This is a genomic window from Pseudomonas sp. FG43, assembly GCF_057809175.1.
The window spans coordinates 213,425-230,456 of sequence record NZ_JBMDJL010000006.1; the positions used below are offsets into that span (position 1 = coordinate 213,425).

The 17,032-nt window shown below is 58.6% G+C and carries 14 protein-coding genes; 7 read left to right on the forward strand and 7 right to left on the reverse strand.

What is annotated here, in order from left to right; all coding sequences use genetic code 11:
* Positions 1-38: 38 nt before the first annotated feature.
* The 5 genes from ACODS3_RS09865 to ACODS3_RS09885 all read left to right on the forward strand — a co-directional run bounded on the left by ACODS3_RS09865 (position 39) and on the right by ACODS3_RS09885 (position 2,865).
* Positions 39-521, forward strand: coding sequence for an anti-virulence regulator CigR family protein (locus ACODS3_RS09865; protein WP_201019515.1), 483 nt, complete (start codon positions 39-41; stop codon positions 519-521).
* Between the two features lie 149 nt (positions 522-670).
* Positions 671-1,417, forward strand: coding sequence for a 2OG-Fe dioxygenase family protein (locus tag ACODS3_RS09870; protein WP_201000946.1), 747 nt, complete (start codon positions 671-673; stop codon positions 1,415-1,417).
* Positions 1,418-1,478: 61 nt separating this feature from the next.
* Positions 1,479-1,856, forward strand: coding sequence for a GNAT family N-acetyltransferase (locus ACODS3_RS09875; RefSeq protein WP_201001381.1), 378 nt, complete (start codon positions 1,479-1,481; stop codon positions 1,854-1,856).
* Positions 1,853-2,569 (forward strand): AzlC family ABC transporter permease, encoded by a 717-nt coding sequence (locus ACODS3_RS09880; protein WP_201019514.1) that lies wholly within the window; start codon positions 1,853-1,855, stop codon positions 2,567-2,569. Before ACODS3_RS09875 ends, ACODS3_RS09880 begins: the two co-directional genes overlap by 4 nt.
* The gene (locus tag ACODS3_RS09885; RefSeq protein ID WP_201019513.1) at positions 2,548-2,865 is read left to right on the forward strand and encodes an AzlD domain-containing protein; all 318 of its coding nucleotides are present in this window, start codon (positions 2,548-2,550) and stop codon (positions 2,863-2,865) included. Before ACODS3_RS09880 ends, ACODS3_RS09885 begins: the two co-directional genes overlap by 22 nt.
* Here the strand turns inward: ACODS3_RS09885 and ACODS3_RS09890 are convergent.
* The 3 genes from ACODS3_RS09890 to ACODS3_RS09900 all read right to left on the reverse strand — a co-directional run bounded on the left by ACODS3_RS09890 (position 2,782) and on the right by ACODS3_RS09900 (position 5,207).
* Positions 2,782-3,705 (reverse strand): LysR family transcriptional regulator, encoded by a 924-nt coding sequence (locus ACODS3_RS09890; RefSeq protein WP_201000949.1) that lies wholly within the window; start codon positions 3,703-3,705, stop codon positions 2,782-2,784. The two genes, ACODS3_RS09885 and ACODS3_RS09890, sit on opposite strands and share 84 nt — an antisense overlap.
* A 167-nt stretch (positions 3,706-3,872) precedes the next feature.
* A complete protein-coding gene (locus tag ACODS3_RS09895; protein ID WP_201000950.1) occupies positions 3,873-4,205 on the reverse strand; it encodes a DOPA 4,5-dioxygenase family protein in 333 nt (110 codons plus the stop codon).
* Between the two features lie 51 nt (positions 4,206-4,256).
* Entirely contained in the window at positions 4,257-5,207 is a 951-nt protein-coding gene (locus ACODS3_RS09900) for a choline sulfate utilization transcriptional regulator (protein ID WP_201019512.1), read from the reverse strand.
* Positions 5,208-5,320: 113 nt separating this feature from the next.
* Here ACODS3_RS09900 and betC point away from each other — a divergent pair, with 113 nt between their 5' ends.
* Positions 5,321-6,826: a choline-sulfatase gene (betC, locus tag ACODS3_RS09905; protein ID WP_489034060.1), complete on the forward strand. Its 1,506-nt coding sequence runs from the start codon at positions 5,321-5,323 to the stop codon at positions 6,824-6,826.
* Positions 6,827-6,864: 38 nt separating this feature from the next.
* Positions 6,865-7,791, forward strand: coding sequence for a choline ABC transporter substrate-binding protein (gene choX / locus ACODS3_RS09910; protein WP_489034061.1), 927 nt, complete (start codon positions 6,865-6,867; stop codon positions 7,789-7,791).
* 127 nt (positions 7,792-7,918) lie between these two features.
* Here the strand turns inward: choX and ACODS3_RS09915 are convergent, their stop codons facing one another.
* The 4 genes from ACODS3_RS09915 to ACODS3_RS09930 form a co-directional block, all read right to left on the reverse strand.
* Positions 7,919-8,182 (reverse strand): PAAR domain-containing protein, encoded by a 264-nt coding sequence (locus tag ACODS3_RS09915; RefSeq protein ID WP_489034062.1) that lies wholly within the window; start codon positions 8,180-8,182, stop codon positions 7,919-7,921.
* A gap of 98 nt (positions 8,183-8,280) precedes the next feature.
* Positions 8,281-8,796, reverse strand: coding sequence for a hypothetical protein (locus ACODS3_RS09920; RefSeq protein ID WP_304574174.1), 516 nt, complete (start codon positions 8,794-8,796; stop codon positions 8,281-8,283).
* 12 nt (positions 8,797-8,808) lie between these two features.
* Entirely contained in the window at positions 8,809-13,551 is a 4,743-nt protein-coding gene (locus ACODS3_RS09925; protein ID WP_489034063.1) for an RHS repeat-associated core domain-containing protein, read from the reverse strand.
* On the reverse strand, positions 13,548-16,532 hold the full coding sequence (locus tag ACODS3_RS09930; RefSeq protein WP_489034064.1) for a type VI secretion system Vgr family protein: 2,985 nt from the start codon (positions 16,530-16,532) through the stop codon (positions 13,548-13,550). Before ACODS3_RS09930 ends, ACODS3_RS09925 begins: the two co-directional genes overlap by 4 nt.
* Positions 16,533-17,032 lie beyond the last annotated feature (500 nt).

Genomic DNA, 17,032 nt, shown 5'->3' on the forward strand with positions numbered 1-17,032 from the left:
GCCCCTTTTTTTGCTTCATTGAATGCTGAGGTATCCCCATGAAACTGCCAAATCGTTTTATAGCCGGGCTGGGCATCCTGCTGATCAGCGCCAGTCCGCTGCTCCAGGCCGCGCCGGATCAGCGTGACGGGCGTGATGACAATCGTGGCGGTCAGCAGCACGGCCCGCAAAACAATGGCGGCCCCGATGGTCGTGGCAATGGTGGCAACAAAGGCCATGGCAATCAGGGGCATCAGGACAACCGTGGCGGTAATCGTCCACCTCAGGACTTCGGCCAGGTCCGTCAGACCTTTCAGCAGCATCGCGATGTCATCGGCCGTGGCCAGCCTCTGCCGCCGGGCGTACACATTGTCAAAGGCAAGCCACTGCCCCGTGGTTATGGCAAGCGGCTGGATAGTCGTTCGCTGCAATACCTGCCGCGTTATGACGGTTACGAGTGGCGTCGTCTGGGTACCGACGTAGTCTTGATCGCGGTGGGCACAGGAATTGTCTACGCTATCCTCGATGGCGTACTGAATTGATTCACTAGCCCGTGAAACGGGCTGTCTGCTTGCGGCAGGCAGCCCTTCAGGCGCATCAATCAGGGCTTGATATGCCTCAAATTCTTTTTCATGGAACTATCTGCCATGACGTCTAAATTAGGCGCTCACCGTAGAAAAGGACCCTGAAAATGCTTGTCTTGAACAAGGAAGTTGGCCACTCGCTACAACGTGACAAGTTTGCAAATGTTCTAGGCAGCGATTTTAGTTTGTACGGTCATTTCGCCGATTTCATCCGGCTCACCAAGAGCTGGGAGAACATGGAAGAAGACAAGTACTACGGGCAGGCCGATGCAGGCATGCGGTTTCGCCGCTATAGCGACTTTGAATACAACCCCGTCACTCGCGACCTGCGTCAACTCGAACACCGTGCTTATGTCCAGTCCACCGCCCATAACCGCTACGTTGGCGGCATGGAACGGCATTTTCAGGACTTTTCCGAAGAAGTCATCGCCTCTCCGGTTGTACGCAGCCTCATAGACCTGGACTTTGAGGTCTACAAAAACGTGCTGCCCCTGGAGCTGCATGACAAGGTCTGGCAATGCCAGATCCACCAGATTCGTATCGAAATCAAACCGGGCAAGACGCTTGAAATCACTCCTGAAGGCATCCATTGCGATGGCTATCCTTTCAGCGGCGTGCATTTCTGGGGCAAGCAGAACGTCGAGGGCGCGCAAAGCCGGCTGTACAACGCCCAGGAAGAACAACTGGCAGCACTCACCTACGATGAAGTGCTGGACACCACCTTCTTCCTCGACCGTGAAATGCGCCACTACGTAACGCCTGCGAGCAATCGCGACCCGCATAAAACGGCCTATCGGCAGATTATGGCTATTTCATTTTCCTTGCCGGGGACGCCTTTTGACATCGTTCGCTGAAAACCTCGAACCTGCTGAAATTGCGCTTCTCAAGCGAGCGACCTATCAGGATGCTGCGCTGCTGGAGAGCTTTTTCCGCTCTTTCAAAGAGGTCGCGTTCTGCCAGTGGCAGGACACCAAATGCTTGCAGCGTATCCTGACCCGCGAGACTACCATTGCTTATCTGGCCGAAGATGCCAAAGGCGATGTCGTTGGCGCGGTGCTGGGCGGTGTTCTGGGAACTCGCGGGACCATCAATCATCTGGCGGTCAGCCCTGAATATCGCGGCCAGGGTGTCGGGCAGTGTCTGGTGGATGCTGCAACCACGGACATGAAGCGCCTCAATGTGCGGCGCATGTTCCTGTTCGTCGATGGCGATAATCTGGTGGGGCGTAATTTCTGGAATAGCCTGGGCTTTCATGAGCCCAAGGGCGAAATTACTTGCGAGAAAGACCTTTGAGCAAGCTATCGATCGATCAAACCTTGCCTGTCCAGAATCAGAAATCCCGTGCTTTTGCTGAAGCGAGCCCTGTCGTGGCCGGCTACTTTGCCGTTGCCTTCGTGTTCGGGCTCATGGCGATCAACGCGGGCTTTCCGCTCTGGTTGCCGGTTGCGATGTGTCTGTTCGTCTATGCCGGTGCCTCGCAGTTCGCGGCTCTGGCGCTGCTGAGCGCAGGCGCTTCGCTGCCCACGATCATCCTTACGACGTTCCTGATCAATGCCCGGCACATGCTGATGTCGGTCTATATGGCCAAGGCCTTGCGTACCCTGAAACTGAGCCGTCTGGAGCGTTTTTGCTATGGCGCGGAGCTGACCGATGAGTCGTTCGCCTTCCACAGCATCCGTCTCGGCAAAGACCAGCCTGTCACGGCCCGTTATCTGATAGGTTTCAATCTCTACTGCCACACCTCATGGGTCGCCGGTGGTCTGCTCGGTGCCTTGTGCGCCCAATATGCGGCGCATCTGGTGAGCTACAAGCTCGATTACGCACTGAGTGCCATGATGCTGTACGTGCTGGTTTCGCTGTGTGATACCCGCAAGAAGCTGATTGCAGCACTGGTGGCTGTCGTGACCATGGGCGGGCTCAGCCTGCTGGGCGACTCCGCCTTCAATGTATTTATCGCCACACTTCTGGGTTGCGGGGCAGGTCTATGTCTGAACAAGCGTTCCTGATTCTGGTTGTGGCGTCGATGGTCGCCGTCACACTGCTGCCGCGCACCTTGCCGTTGCAGGTCAATACCGAGCACTGGCCGGACTTTATCGCCAAGGCACTGGAATACCTGCCTGTGGCGATCGTGGCTGCCATTACCGTGACCCCGCTGCTGATCAGGAATCAGCAACTGCAACTTGATCGCCCCGAGTTTCTTGCCGCCTTGCCGACGCTGTTATGCGCATACCTGAGCAGGAATCTGTTTCTCAGTGTGGCGCTGGGTGTGGCGGCCTACATTATTATCAGTGCTGTCCTGTAATGCAGTGTGGACCACGTAATTCAAGGCCTGGCACGACAGGCTTGAATTGTTCACGACCAGATGCACCTCCAGCGAATCCTCGAAGCCCGGCACGATGGTCAGGCCACTGTGCTCGGCGACACTTCTGGACACCAGGCCAATGCCGTCGAACTGCCTGATCAAGGAAAGCGTCAGCGTTTCGCTGCCCGAGTACACAATGCTCGGCGGTTTGCCTTTCTTGGGCGTGCCGCCAGCAATGAAGCGCTGGAAACTGTCGGAGTACGGGCAACTGCTGCTGGGGCGAACCTGGAGTTTTTCATTGAGCGAAGACAGCGGCGTATCTTTCGGCCCGCAATGCACGCCCACGACCTGGACCTGTACAAAGGGCAGAAGAACGCTGGGGCGTATCGACTGCGGCCCGATCAGCACCGCCATATCGAAGCTTTCGTGATTCAGCTTGCTCAGGTTTTCCACCGACTCGGCGTAGCTGAACTCCAGTTGGCAGTCGTCGAACGCTTCGATCATGCGCGCCACGATGCAGCGATTGACCTCGCTCGACAGCGTACTGTTGAGCGCCACCCGCAGGATCCTTGAGGACGAGACACTGAGCGCTGCAACCTTGTTGTCCAGTTGCCGGGAAGCTTCCAGCACCTGTTCCATGTAGGGCTCAAGCTCCTGGCCCGCACTGGTCAGGGTCAGCCCTTTGTTGGAGCGCTTGAAAAGCTTGAAGCCAAATTGCGCTTCGACCTTGTTCAACTGCGCGGCCAGTGCCTGGACACTGAGGCAGCAGATTTCGGAAGCTGCGGTCAGAGAACCGCACTGCGCGACTTGCATGAGATTTTTCAGAGTGCGAATGTCCATGTGATGACATCTCCACGGGATAGCGCTATTGGATTCAAACATTACCGACAAACCACTGCTGAAGCCATTTGCCTGAAGTGGAAGTCACCATTCCATGACCTGGAACATCTTCACTGCTTATAGCGGAGCAGGTTATACACAGCTCTGTGCCTTCATGAACCTGCGTCTCAGGCCCTGAATATGGAGATATCCAGAGGCCGAATTTCTCCCATCCAGATGGCATGTTCGGTGTGATCCTTGAGCTCATCGCCCGTCAAGGGGTGCAAAAACACCACCAGATCTTTTCGATTGCGCGCCAGCCACAACACTACATCGGCAAACTGCGAGTGCCCGAACGCCAATTGGCAACTCCAATCCGGATGCGGCCCCACCAGTCGCTCGTGGACCCTCCCCATCTGTATGTCAAACTTTTCAGTGGCGGCTTCGCACAAGGCCCGCGCCTGCCCGATGGTCTGTGCATCGAAATAAATATGAGCGTGATAGCCCTGAACATCCTGCATTACCAAGTCCTCCCTAACTCAAGATTGCTCCCAGTTATCCACAGATAAGGATCAAACCGCAATCGACGGTAGTGGTTTACCGGTCAATGAGTCGCCACTGAGGGCCTGTTCACTGGCCAGCCAGTCGACAAACTGCTGCACGACCTGAAGTCGTCGCTTGCGCTGCGGCAGGACCACGTAATAGCCACAGGCGGAAATCGCCGTGGCTGCAACAGGGCGGCACAACAGGCCCTGATCGAGCAGATCATCGACCAGATGCCGCCAGCCAATGGCAATACCCTGCCCGGCAATGGCGGCCTGGATCAATAGCGTGTAATTGTCGAAACGCAACTGGCCGGGGGCCGGGGCCTGGGGAATATTGAATTCCCGAAACACGCCGGCCCAGTCGAACCAGTTGTTACTGCCCTCGCCGCGTAAATGCAGCAGCGCGAATTCGCGCAAGACTTCGTTGGGCAAGGGGGTTGCCCGGCCGGCAAGCAACTGTGGGCTGCACACCGGAAAAACCTCTTCGCTGAACAACCAGCGGCTTTCACCCTGTTTGAAACGCCCGTCTCCGAACAGCACCGCTACATCGATATCGGCGCTGAGCATGCTGTGGCTGCGCTCGCTGGTCACAAGGCTGACGTCCACATCCGGGTGGTGTTTGTGAAAGCGATGCAGACGAGGCATCAGCCAGTAGGCGGCGAATGCAAAGTCAGTTGCGACCTGCAACACCTCGTTCTGATGCTGCTCGGTAATGGCAACCAGGCCGCTGTCCATGGACTGCAACCCGCTCTGTACATGGCCGAACAGGATTTCTCCGGCCTCGGTCAGCTCGATCCCGCGATAGACACGGTCGAACAGGCGGGTCGCCAATTGTTCTTCCAGGCGCTTTATCTGCTGGCTGATCGCAGGCTGGGTCGTGCCCAGCTCCATGGCCGCTGCCGTGAAACTGCGCAGGCGGGCTGCGGCTTCAAAGGCGCGCAGCAGATCCAGAGACATGTCACCGAGGGTTTCAAACATAAGCTGTGCTTATCCTAGGCATTGTTTTGTGTGGGCTTTACCGTAAAACCGGAGATCTTCATCCTCGATACAACACTTTCGCATAACTGCTGACAATGGGATGCCGAGATTACATGAAGCGCAAAAATATTCTGTTCATCATGGCCGATCAAATGGCCGCGCCCATGTTGCCGTTCTACGCAACGTCTCCCGTCAAAGTGCCAAACCTGAGCCGTCTGGCTGCAGAAGGCGTGGTGTTCGACTCCGCTTACTGCAACAGCCCGCTGTGTGCGCCCTCGCGTTTTACCCTGGTCAGCGGCCAGCTTCCGAGCCGGATCGGCGCCTATGACAACGCCGCGGATTTTCCCGCAGACATCCCGACTTATGCCCACTACCTACGCGGCCTGGGCTACAAGACCGCGCTCTCGGGCAAGATGCATTTCTGCGGCCCGGACCAGTTGCACGGCTACGAGGAGCGGCTGACCAGCGATATCTATCCGGCCGATTATGGCTGGGCCGTGAACTGGGACGAGCCGAATGTGCGGCCCAGTTGGTATCACAACATGTCGTCGGTGCTTCAGGCCGGGCCGTGTGTGCGCACCAACCAACTGGATTTCGACGAGGAAGTGGTATTCAAGGCCCGCCAGTACCTGTTCGATCATGTTCGCCAGGACGGCGACGCGCCGTTTTGCCTGACGGTTTCCATGACCCATCCTCACGACCCGTACACCATCCCCAAACCGTTCTGGGATCTTTATCGCGACGAAGACATTCCTCTGCCTGTGGCCCACGCCGATCAGGATGCGCTGGACCCGCACTCGCAACGTTTGCTCAAGGTTTATGACCTGTGGGACAAGCCGCTGCCTGTGGACAAGATCCGTGATGCCCGCCGTGCCTACTTCGGCGCTTGCAGCTATATCGACGACAACGTCGGCAAACTGCTGCAAACACTCGAAGAAACGGGCCTGGCCGAAGACACGATCATCGTGTTCTCGGGCGACCATGGCGACATGCTGGGCGAGCGTGGCCTCTGGTACAAAATGCACTGGTTCGAGATGTCGGCGCGGGTGCCGTTGCTGGTCTACGCGCCGGGCCACTTCAAGGCGGGTCGCGTGAGTGCTTCGGTGTCCACCGCCGACCTGTTGCCGACCTTCGTTGATCTGGCTGAAGGCCAACTGGACAGCGGCCTGCCGCTTGACGGCCGCTCGTTGCTACCGCATCTGCAAGGCGAAGGCGGGCATGACGAGGTTTTCGGCGAATACATGGCTGAAGGCACCACCAGCCCCTTGATGATGATTCGTCGGGGCGCCTACAAATTCATCTACTCGGAACAGGACCCGTGCCTATTGTTCGATGTAGACAACGATCCAAAGGAACAGGAAGAACTGAGCCAGTCGCCCGTTCATCAACAGTTGTTCACTGATTTTCTGGCCGAAGCTCGCGCCAAATGGGACATACCGGCGATACACCATCAGGTGCTCGCCAGCCAGCGTCGGCGACGTTTTGTCGCCAGCACACTGGCCATCGGCAAGCTGAAGAGTTGGGATCACCAGCCACTGGTCGACGCCAGTCAGCAGTACATGCGCAACCATATTGATCTGGACGATCTGGAGCGCAAGGCCCGTTATCCGCAACCTTGAACCCTGCCATCACCGAGAAAACCAAAAGGGTCACACGCATGAAAAAGTTATCCACAGCACTTGCGGTCGGTGTCATGACGCTCAGCAGCCTGGCTGCGCATGCCGCTGATCAGAGTTGCAGCACGGTAAAAATGGCCGACCCCGGCTGGAGCGACATTGCCGCCACCAACGCCATTACCGGATTGCTGCTCGATGGCCTGGGTTACAAGGCCAAGGTCGATACGCTGGCGGTGCCAATTGCCTTCGGCGGCCTCAAGGACGGTCAACTGGATGTGTTCCTGGGTAACTGGATGCCTGCGCAACAAGGCTTCTACGACAAGTTCGTGGCCACCGGTGATGTCACCCAGCTTGCCAAGAACCTGGAAGGCACCGAATTCACCCTGGCCGTGCCCGATTATGTCTGGGAGGCCGGCGTGCATGACTTCGCCGACCTGAACAAATTTGCCGACAAGTTCAGCAAGAAAATCTACGGCATCGGCTCCGGCGCGCCGGCCAACCTGTCGCTGCAGGAGATCATCAAGAAAAACGAATTCGAGCTGGGTGACTGGAAGCTGGTGGAGTCCAGCGAACAGGCCATGCTGGCCGAAGTGAACCGCAACGTGAAGAGAAAGACCTTCGTCGCCTTCCTGGGCTGGACGCCGCACCCCATGAACGTGCAGATCAAAGGCATGCGCTACCTCAAGGGCGGCGAGAAGTACTTTGGTGAAACCGGTTCGGTCTACACCCTGACCCGCAAAGGCTACGCCGAAGCCTGCCCGAATGTGGGCAAGCTGCTGACCAACCTGAGCTTCACCCTGGACATGGAAAACATCATCATGGCCGAGGTGGCGAACAAGAAAGTCAGCAACGCCGAAGCCGCCAAAGCCTGGCTCAAGGCCAACCCGGCCGTCCTCGATAAATGGCTCGACGGCGTGAAGACCATCGATGACAAAGATGGATTGGCGGCAGTCAAGGCCAAGTTGTAAAAGCCAAAACAGGAGCGAATTCATTCGCGAAAAGGTTCCAGACGGCGAATGTTTATGCGCTGTACTGGCCCTTCGCGAATGAATTCGCTCCTACGGAAAATTCATTTCTGTGTTTGATGGGCGCTGCCTAACTGATTACAGCCCCTTTCGGCCCACTGGCAATCAAGCTGGCGCCACAAGCGGTTTTCATGCCGTTCAGGGCCACGGGCGTTCCATCCACTGCATAAGTACTGCTGCCCTCGGCGATGGGGAAAATCCCTTTGCACAGAGGACAACTGACTTTATGGCCTACACCGGCAATGGGCTTGCCGTTGAGGTTGGTTTGGGAGAAGGCTTCAAGGACTACTCCGCCGTGAGTGGTGGCGTCGCCCAGGCGGATGATGTCTTTCACTAAGTACTCCTTTTAATACCTACTTGACGGCATCAATGCGCATCGTATTTATCCTGAACATAAAAACACCTCCACTTATGCCAACCGTGTCAGGGAATTCATCGAAACTCTAATACTCTCTCCCACTCGCCAATTTTTTCAGCAAACTCCCTATCTACTCGTAAAGCATCAAGCTCTTTCATATAAAGAGGGTCGTTTTTGATTTTCCTTTCGTCATCTTCACTCAACGCCATAGCCTTTCCACCCTTTTCATTGAGTAAGAAATTTTGAGCCGCGATATAATCATAAGCATCTACAATAGAGCTTTCCGCTGCACTTAAGCTTTCCTCTCCCTCCGAGAAAAATATAAGTAAATCAGAAAGTGCGTACATGTAGAGATTTTTAAATACCTCTTCAGTACTTGCGTCCTGCTCATCTACAACAGCAGAATCTATAATTTTAACAGTGGGTTTGATATTTATTTTATTGGAGTCTGAAGCAAGGCATGCCCAAAGCTTATCCAGAAACAAGATGATATCTTTCGGAATATCGACCTTCATCTCCTTAAGCAAGCCACCAAATCGATCAAATGATCTCAGCAGTACAAAAAAAGAAACCTTCTCTGAGTTATTCATTTAAAAACCCCACTATCTTTTACGTTTAACAGGTGAAACTGGGTTTGCACCATGATTAAGGATTGCTCCCTCACAAGAGCAACATATAGGGCGACTTGCAGCAATATCAACGACCTTCATGTCATTCTGCGCTGCATATCGGTTGATGATATTAACTTCAGCATGCCCCTCTGGGCCTGAGACATTAGGCACTGAAATAGGTGTGACCCCCAACAGACCGGCCTTTGCCCTCTGAGCCCCTGTCATTCTTCCACGACTGGATGCAGCCACAGTCTGAGTCTCCCCATTGGGGCTAGCCAGAACAGCTACAGCAATTGTTTCACTGTTGAACGCCCTCGGCGATCCACCGGGTTTTATAGATTCGCCATGTATACTGTGAGCCATTTTCTCTAATGGATTCATATTTGAGTCATATCGGCAGCGTGGGCTGAGACCTAACCTGTCAACCCACTCCACCGGATTCGGCGCATACGCATACAGGTTTATCCCACCCGCATACCCAATCGGATCCTTGCTAACAAACCGCCCCACCCTCGGATCATAGTACCGATACCGGTTGTAGTGCAGTCCTGTCTCATGATCGTGGTACTGGCCCTGGAAGCGGATCGGGTTGGTCAGGCCGAGCTGTTGGGCGCTGGCCGAGCGTTGTTCCTTGATTTCTCCCCATGCCTTGTACTGCGCGCTCCAGGCGATGTTGCCGTCCTGGTCGGTCAGTTCCTGTGGCGTGCCCAGGTGGTCGCACTGGTACCAGGCCAGAGCGTCGAAGGGTTGGACTTTCGCGGTGTGATGCCAGAGCGGGTCTTCGTCGAAGTTGTAGGGGCCGCTGTAGTCCGGCAGGTCGAGCAGGTTGATCGGGCTTTGGCGCAGGGCCTGGGCGACGGGCACGAAGCTGCCAGGTTCGTACAGGTAATGCACGGTGCGGCCGGTGTCGCTTTCGTGTTGTGCCGGGCTGCTTTCCCAGGCGAGGGTGTCGCCGTCCCAGCCGTAGAGGATGAAGCCGCAGCCCAGTTCGCGTTGTTTGCGGGCGTGTTCGTTGCGGTTCCATTGCGAGCCCGCTTCGGGGCGGTGTTGGGTGTGGGCGGTCGAGTGCTTGTACAGACGGCGCCCCAGGGCGTCGTAGGCGTAGTCCACTGCCAGGCGCGCATCGTCGAAATGCACCAGCCGGTCGAACAGGTCCCAGGTCAGGCGGCTGTAGGCACCGTTGTGCCAGCGCAGTACCTGATTGCCGCGCTCGTCGTATTCGTAATGAGTACCGGCGTATTCGCGCAGCAGGTTATCCAGCAACTGGCTGCGTTTGGGGTCCTGGTCCAGCGGGCGGCGGATTTCGTTGACGGTGTCGTCCAGCAGGTTACCTGCCGGGTCGAAGGCAAAGGTTTCCACGCCCAACCGGCTGGTGGCGCTGAGCAGACGGCCTACCGGGTCGTAACGATAGGCCAGCGGGCCACGGCGGCTGTCGTTGATGTCGGTCAACTGGCCGGCGGCGTCGTATTTATATTCACGTTTGAGCAGGGTGGATTTGTCGTCGGAGCGGCCCAGCAGTTGCTCCTGCAAGCGTCCGGCCGGGTCCCAGCTCTGGGTTTGCAGCAGGCGGTTGCCTTGGTGACGGGCGATCTCGCGGTGCAGGTCGTCGCGTTCGTAGCCGATCAGGTCATGGTCATCCAGACGCATTCCCAGCAAGTGACCGCTGCCATAGGTCAGCCAACTGACGCGATGCCCGTCCGGGCGGGTGGTCGCGATGCGCTGGTTGAGCACGTCGTATTCATGTTGCCAGACCGCGACCTGAGGTTTTTCCAGCCCCAGATAGTGTTGATGCTCGCGCAGCAGGTTGCCCGCCGGGTCGTGGAACCATTGCAGGCGGCTGTCGGGGTTATCGGCGAGGATCAGGTTGCCGTTGCCATCGTAGGCAAAGGTTTCGGTCTGGGTCTTTTCGCCCAGGCGCGCCGTTCGTTCGATCAGGCGGCCCATGGGGTCGAAGCTCAGGTCGATGGCCCGTTCGCCATTGACGGTTCGGGCCAGACGGCCGGTGTCCGGGTCGTACTGATAGCGGGTGACCCTGCCATCGAAACCGGACTCGTCCAGCAGACGGCCTACCGGGTCGTAGTGGAAGTGAGCGCGGCGCTCGTTTTCGTTTTCCAGGGTGGTCAGGCGACCCAGCAGGTCCCAGCGGTAGCGCAGGGTCTGCTCGGCAGCATCGATGCGTTCGGCAATCAGGCCCGCTGCGCTGTAACTCCAGGTGGTGCAGCGTTCCAGGGCATCGACGTGGGCCAGCAGTCTGCCTTCGGCATCGCGCTCGAAACGCTCTTCGGTCTTGTCCGGGTGAATGATCAGCGCCAGGTGCCCGGCCTTGTACTGGTACTCGGTGGTGTTGCCCGCCGCATCAGTGAAGCTGACCATCTGCCCCAGGTCGTTGTATTCCCAGGCGCTGCTCTTGCCGGAACAGTCGGTGTATTCGACGAGTTGCCCGGCGTCGTTGTAGGCCAGAACCTTTTCATTGCCGTGGGCGTCCTTGATGGCCGTGGGCAGACCTGCGTCGTTGTAGGCGTATTCGGTCTTGTTGCCCAGCGGGTCGACGGCTTCCACCAGATTGCCGTGATCATCGTAACCGCGCTGCCATTGCCCGCCTTCGGCGTCGCTGATCTTGATCAACTGGTCCTGATCGTCGTAGGCGTAATGCACCACGGTGTCGTCGGCGCGGATATGTTGCAGCAGGTTGCTGCGCTCGTCGTAGCGATAGCGGTCGGTGCTGCCGTCGGCATGCACGTGGCGCACGACGTTCTTGGCCTCGTCACGGAACAGCCATTCCGAGCGCCCGTCGGCGTGGCGGATGCGGTAGGTGTAGCCCTTGATGTCGTAGTAGTGCCAGGTTTCATGGCCCAGGGCATCGGTGACGTAGGTCAGGCGGATGTTTTCGTCCCACTCCAGGCGAGTGTCGAAACTGCCGTCGTCGGCCCATTCGCGCACGGCTCGGGCGTCGGCACCGTTGCCGTCCCATTGCAGGTTCATGCCGCGTCCGGTGCGGTCGGTGTAGCGGATGATCAGGTGCGACTGGTAGTGATACTGCCAGGCGGCACCGTTTTCATCCTGCGCCTGGACCAGATCGCCATAAGCGTCGTACTGGTAGCGGCACAGTTGGCGCAGCGGCGTGCCGTCCTTGATTTCCCACAGACCGATCAGGCGGCCATGTTCGTCGAGCATCGTGCCGACGTGCAGGTGTACCTTGCTGATGTCGCCACCCTGATAGGTCAGGATGTCGGACAGCACGCTGGAGTCGCCATGGCGATGCTCGTAATGCAGCATCACCCCGGCACCGTTGCGCAGTTCGACGCCGGTGAGTCGGTAGTGGCTGCCGTGGCGCAGGTAGGTTTCCTTGCGCTCGAAGCCACGACACAGCACCAGTTGCTCTTCGCTGGCGCGCACCAGGGTGAAGTTTTCGATGGCGTCGTAATGGAACAGGCCGACCGCAGGCAGCGGGCAGGCATGGCTGCGGCCGTCGGCGTCGTGGAACATCAGCCCGTCGTCGACCCGGTCGAAACGGGTGGTGAGTTCGCTGATCCAGCGCGCGCCCATGATGCCCTGATCGTAGGCCGACAAACGCGAGTTATAGAGGCGCGCCCAGTGAATCGGGAAGGGGCCGGGCAGGCTGAAGTCGGTGTGGCTGAAGGTTTCGGAACCGAGGGCGAAGCTGATGCTTTTGTCTGTAACGGCACAGACCCCGTTTTTCTGGCATTGGGGATTGCCAGTGGCGGGTGCCTGTTTTTCCTGCGCGCCCATTTCTCCTTCGCCCGCTTGCTTTGTTGCCTGGCTGGTGGTGCCCGATTTGACGCTGGCGCTCTGGCCACGCAACTGACGCTTGCGCCAGGAAGCAACCGAGGTCGCCAGCATTTGCAGCAGCCAGCCAATGGAGTGCAAGGCTCGGGGATCGCTCAGGCGGCTTAGCTGGGCGCTCAGTTCCGGGCCCATGGCCTTGAGGCCAGCGGTTTCGGTCAGTACCCGTTTCCTGGCTTCGTCGGGCAGCAGGTTTTTTGCCGCGCTGTTGGCGACACCTTTGCCTGCCGCCTTGTAGGCACTGAACAGCCCGCCAAAGATATTGCCGATGGCGGCCTTGGGGTCATTGAGCAGTTGATCGCCCGCCATGCTGAGCTGGGCGTTGGCAGCCTTGAGGTCGCCCTTGGCGTCGAGGGTGCCGTTGGCCACGGCTTCCAGGCCCTTGGCGATTTCGCCGATCACGTCTTCGCCCAGCTTGCCTGCGTCCTTGAGGATCGCTGCCAGCTTGGGTTCGGCCTGTTTGACGAAGTCATCGATGGTGCCGACGATGGTGGCGTTCAGGTGCCCGATCAGAATCTCGATCAGGGCATCGCCCATCACCAGCTTGGCGCTGTGACGCAGTTCCTGGCGCACCAGAAACAGTGTCGGGCGCAGGCTCATGCGCGCCGCAGCCATGGTGGGTGGCGCTGGCAACACGCCGATCAGGTTGATGCCCAGGCTTACCCAGTCGAGCATTTCGCGTTTCTGGCTCTTGGTCAGAGTGACGATATCGCTCAGCGCATCGACCAGCGCCATGATGTTGCCCACCACCGGCAAGGCCCCGGCGGTGTTCTTGATCCGCTCCAGGGTCACGATGCCGCCGCTGACTTCCTGCAACCAGGCATCGAAGACCGCCGCACCGCGTCCCACGTCTTGCAGGTCGAGGGTATTGAGCGGCGCGACTGCCACCTGCGCTTCACGTTTTGCTACCGCTGTAGTTTCAGTCGTCATGACAGCATCTCACCCGCCAGAATATCGGGGGTTTTCAGGGGAATCGAGGGAGGCGTGAGGCTCGGCAAGCTCGGCAGCTTGGGCATTGCCGGTAGCGTGGGCAATTGCGCCAACTTGCTCGCGTTGCCCAATACCGACGCCGCACTCGGCACGGCGGTGCCAGCCAGGTTGGCCAGTTGCGGAAGGCCTGATGCGCCAGCCTGCAATGCGCTCTTGGCTTGCTGGGCGGTCTGCAGGGCTCCTTGTGCGGATTGCACCACGCCCATGCCTTTCTGGACGGCGGCCATTCCACTGCTGGCCATGTCCATCCCGCCCTTGGCCAGCGCCTTGCCGCTGTCCAGCAGCTCTGCAGCCTTGCCTTCGCTCGGCAGCACACTGGCTACCATTGCCTGAATGGACGACGGCGCGCTGTCGCTTTCCGGCTGCTCGGCTGGCCACTCAGGTTTGCCGATGTAGCTGCCGTCACTCCAGGTGTCCGCCGGGTCCGGCCCGAACTTCACCTGCGCTGGCCCCGGTGCTGCGCCCGAAACCGTGGCAAAGCCCTTGGCGTCGAGGCTGCCCTTGAGGCTTTTGCCCAACGCATCGATAACCTCGAAGTCTCCCCCTTTGATGCCCTGCAATCCCGCGTACTGGTTGAACAACTCCAGCGTGCCCTGGCCCGGTTTTGGTGGTTCGGGGAAGACGCCCGCCAGACTCTTGGCCCCGGTGTAGGCAAAGTTCGCCGCGTGCGCGGTGTAGGGGCCGGGTGTGGCGTGGGTGATGCCGCCCGCGTTGTAGGTGGTGGCGCTGCCGCCGCCCTGAATCACCAGCTCGGTCTTGGCAGTGATGGTGATGCGGTCGGCATTGGCGGTGATATTGAGCTTGGCCAGCAGGTTGATGCTGTCCTTGAGGGCCTTGACGTCGATGTCGCCGGAGACGGCCACCAGTCGCCAGCCCAGGTTCTGCACGAACAGCCGCATGCCCTGGCTGGCGCTGGCCAGCAGGCGTTTGCCGATGGACAGGCTGGTGTGTCCGGTGCTGCTCAGGGCCAGGTGTTCGCCAGTGGCGATATGGCTGGAGCGCGGCGTGGACAAGGCGATGCCGGCCGGGCTTGCCAGCACCAGATGCGGTTCTGTGAATTCCGGAAACTCATTGGCGCTCATGTTCGCCGGGCCGCTGCCCAGAATGCCTTGGTGCTGAGCATGCAGCGCTTTGGCCACATCGTCCTGATCGCCAGTTTCCTGAGCCTGCACTTCGCGGGCCTGGGCGCCCAGGCCGTCCTGCTGCTCGCTGGCGGTGGCCAGTCGTTCGGCCGTTTCGGGCAGATCCTTGTGGTGTTTCGATTCGTTGGGGCGTGGTTCGGTTGTGATCAGCAACCCTGCCGCCGCCCGCACCGCGCCATGGCGGTCGGTACGCAGCTCGAAGCCTTCGCCGCGTGGCTTGCCGCCAGACGGGCGTGGATGGGTCAGGTAGCCGAGGTTGATCGCACTGGCACCATGGTCGCTGCGCAGTGCAATGCTGATCTCGCTGGTGGTGTCGTCGATACGCAGTTCGTTGGCGCGGCTGCCCTTGTATTCCTTGCTCTTGACCGTGGCCAGAGTCTTGAAATCGGGCAGCTTGTAGGGCGGCAGGTTGACGCCGTGGTACAGGCAGCCGGTGAGCAGCGGCTGGTCGGGGTCGCCTTCCAGAAAGGTGATCAGTACTTCCATGCCGATGCGCGGCAGATTGATCGAGCCGAAGTTCTGGCTGGCCCAGTTTGACGCCACGCGCATCCAGCAACTGGTCTTGTCGTCGTGCTCGCCTTCGCGGTCCCAGAAGAACTGCACCTTCACCCGACCATACTGGTCGCAGAAGATTTCCTCGCCCTCCGGGCCTGTGACTACCGCCCGCTGGGTGCCCAGCACCTGCGGCTTGGGGTGATCCAGTGGCGGGCGGTATGGCACGTCCCATGGGGTGGCCGTGAAGCGGTTGCGATAGCCCTGGTGAAAATCGTCCTTGAGGTGGGTGGTGTCGCTGGTCACCGACTCTTCCAGGACCTGCGGCTGTTTGCCCTCGTGGACAATCTCGGTGAGCAGCCACAGATCGTTCCAGGCCGCGTTGGTATGTTCGGTCAACGACAGGAAGTGCCCGCTGACCAGCAGCGGCTGGTCGCTGCGGCCCTCGGCCATGCGGTAATCGCTGCGATGGCGCTCCAGCGCCCGGTTGGCCAGATGCTTGCCGCGCTGGCGATCGGTGAAGCGGCCTGGGTAGTCGTAATCCTCCAGATCTGGCTGGGCTTCGCTTTTGGCATCGCTTTCCAGCTCGATACGCGGCTTGGTGAAGTCGTAGTCACGCCGGGTGGTGCGACTGGTGCGGGTCGTCAGGCGCAGCTCGAAGCGCTTGATGACCGGGGTATCGGCCACCAGGCCGCTGTCCTGCTGGTAGGCCACCGGGGCCAGCTTGGGGAACACCGTCTGGTCGTCGCCGAACACCAGTGTGTGGGCACTGCTGCTGTGCTGGAAGTGGTAGTGAATCCCCTCTTCCTCACACAAGCGCTGGATGAATTGCAGGTCGGACTCGTCGTATTGCACGCAGTACACCCGCTCGGGGTATTCCGTACTCAGATGAAACTGGTGATCGCTGGCCAGAATGCCGTGCTCTTCCAGTACCTGGGTGATGATCTGTGGCACCGTCATTTGCTGGAAGATGCGCTGATTGATGCGGTGCTCCAGGTAAGCCAGCTTCGGGCGCAGGCTGATCCGGTAGCGAGTCAGGCGCTTGCCGGCCTCGCCTTGGGCGATGCTGTACACCAGGCCGTGAATGCCGGTGCCCGAAGGCGACAGTTGCAGGAAGGCGAGTTTGTGCAGCAGCCCTTCGAGGTCCAGCGAGGCTTTTTCGCTGACCAGTTCCAGTTCAAATGCGAAGGGTGTGTTGAGCGCTTCACGGCCTTCAAAGGCCAGAACCTGAAAGTCTGCACCTTCGAGGGTCAGCGTGAAATGGGGCTGGTTGGCCGATGAGAACATCCCTTGTTCCTCGTGCTGGGCTGCAACGAGCACGGATCGTTTTTCTGGCTATCCATGCCTGAAAACTGTGAGTGAATCTCCTCCTCCCGAAAGGGCAAAAAGGCCTGTCGGGGTGCCTTTTCCCATCAAAAGACATGCCAGTTTTGGTAAGGCTCTTATGTATCAAGTGGTTAGGAAATTTCAGCGCTACCCATGCCCGATTTTCTTTAAAAAACAGGGATAAAGTGCGCAAGAAGTTGCGCACTACTGCGCAACTTTTTGCGCAATCGTCTGTAAGTCTTGAATTAAAAGCCCTGCATAAAGGTATGCACAGGGTTATCCACAGTTCAGTGCGCAACTTCTTGCGCACTCACCCAGTCGCCAAATATGTTGCTGAATGTATGTCCTCAGGCGGTGGATTCATGGGACGGATCAGCGTCTTTCAGTGAGCCGGGACGACCGTCGATCCAATATTTCTTGTAAGGATACGGCCCCGTTTTCCCTCGGCCATGCAGTCGCTG

Excerpts from the sequence above, each read along its gene's own strand:
- ACODS3_RS09865 (WP_201019515.1), top strand. The coding sequence starts at position 39 with ATGAAACTGCCAAATCGTTTTATAGCCGGGCTGGGCATCCTGCTGATC.
- ACODS3_RS09870 (WP_201000946.1), top strand. The coding sequence starts at position 671 with ATGCTTGTCTTGAACAAGGAAGTTGGCCACTCGCTACAACGTGACAAG.
- ACODS3_RS09885 (WP_201019513.1), top strand. The coding sequence starts at position 2,548 with ATGTCTGAACAAGCGTTCCTGATTCTGGTTGTGGCGTCGATGGTCGCC.
- ACODS3_RS09890 (WP_201000949.1), bottom strand. The coding sequence starts at position 3,705 with ATGGACATTCGCACTCTGAAAAATCTCATGCAAGTCGCGCAGTGCGGT.
- ACODS3_RS09895 (WP_201000950.1), bottom strand. The coding sequence starts at position 4,205 with ATGCAGGATGTTCAGGGCTATCACGCTCATATTTATTTCGATGCACAG.
- ACODS3_RS09900 (WP_201019512.1), bottom strand. The coding sequence starts at position 5,207 with ATGTTTGAAACCCTCGGTGACATGTCTCTGGATCTGCTGCGCGCCTTT.
- betC (WP_489034060.1), top strand. The coding sequence starts at position 5,321 with ATGAAGCGCAAAAATATTCTGTTCATCATGGCCGATCAAATGGCCGCG.
- choX (WP_489034061.1), top strand. The coding sequence starts at position 6,865 with ATGAAAAAGTTATCCACAGCACTTGCGGTCGGTGTCATGACGCTCAGC.
- ACODS3_RS09920 (WP_304574174.1), bottom strand. The coding sequence starts at position 8,796 with ATGAATAACTCAGAGAAGGTTTCTTTTTTTGTACTGCTGAGATCATTT.
- ACODS3_RS09925 (WP_489034063.1), bottom strand. The coding sequence starts at position 13,551 with ATGACGACTGAAACTACAGCGGTAGCAAAACGTGAAGCGCAGGTGGCA.
- ACODS3_RS09930 (WP_489034064.1), bottom strand. The coding sequence starts at position 16,532 with ATGTTCTCATCGGCCAACCAGCCCCATTTCACGCTGACCCTCGAAGGT.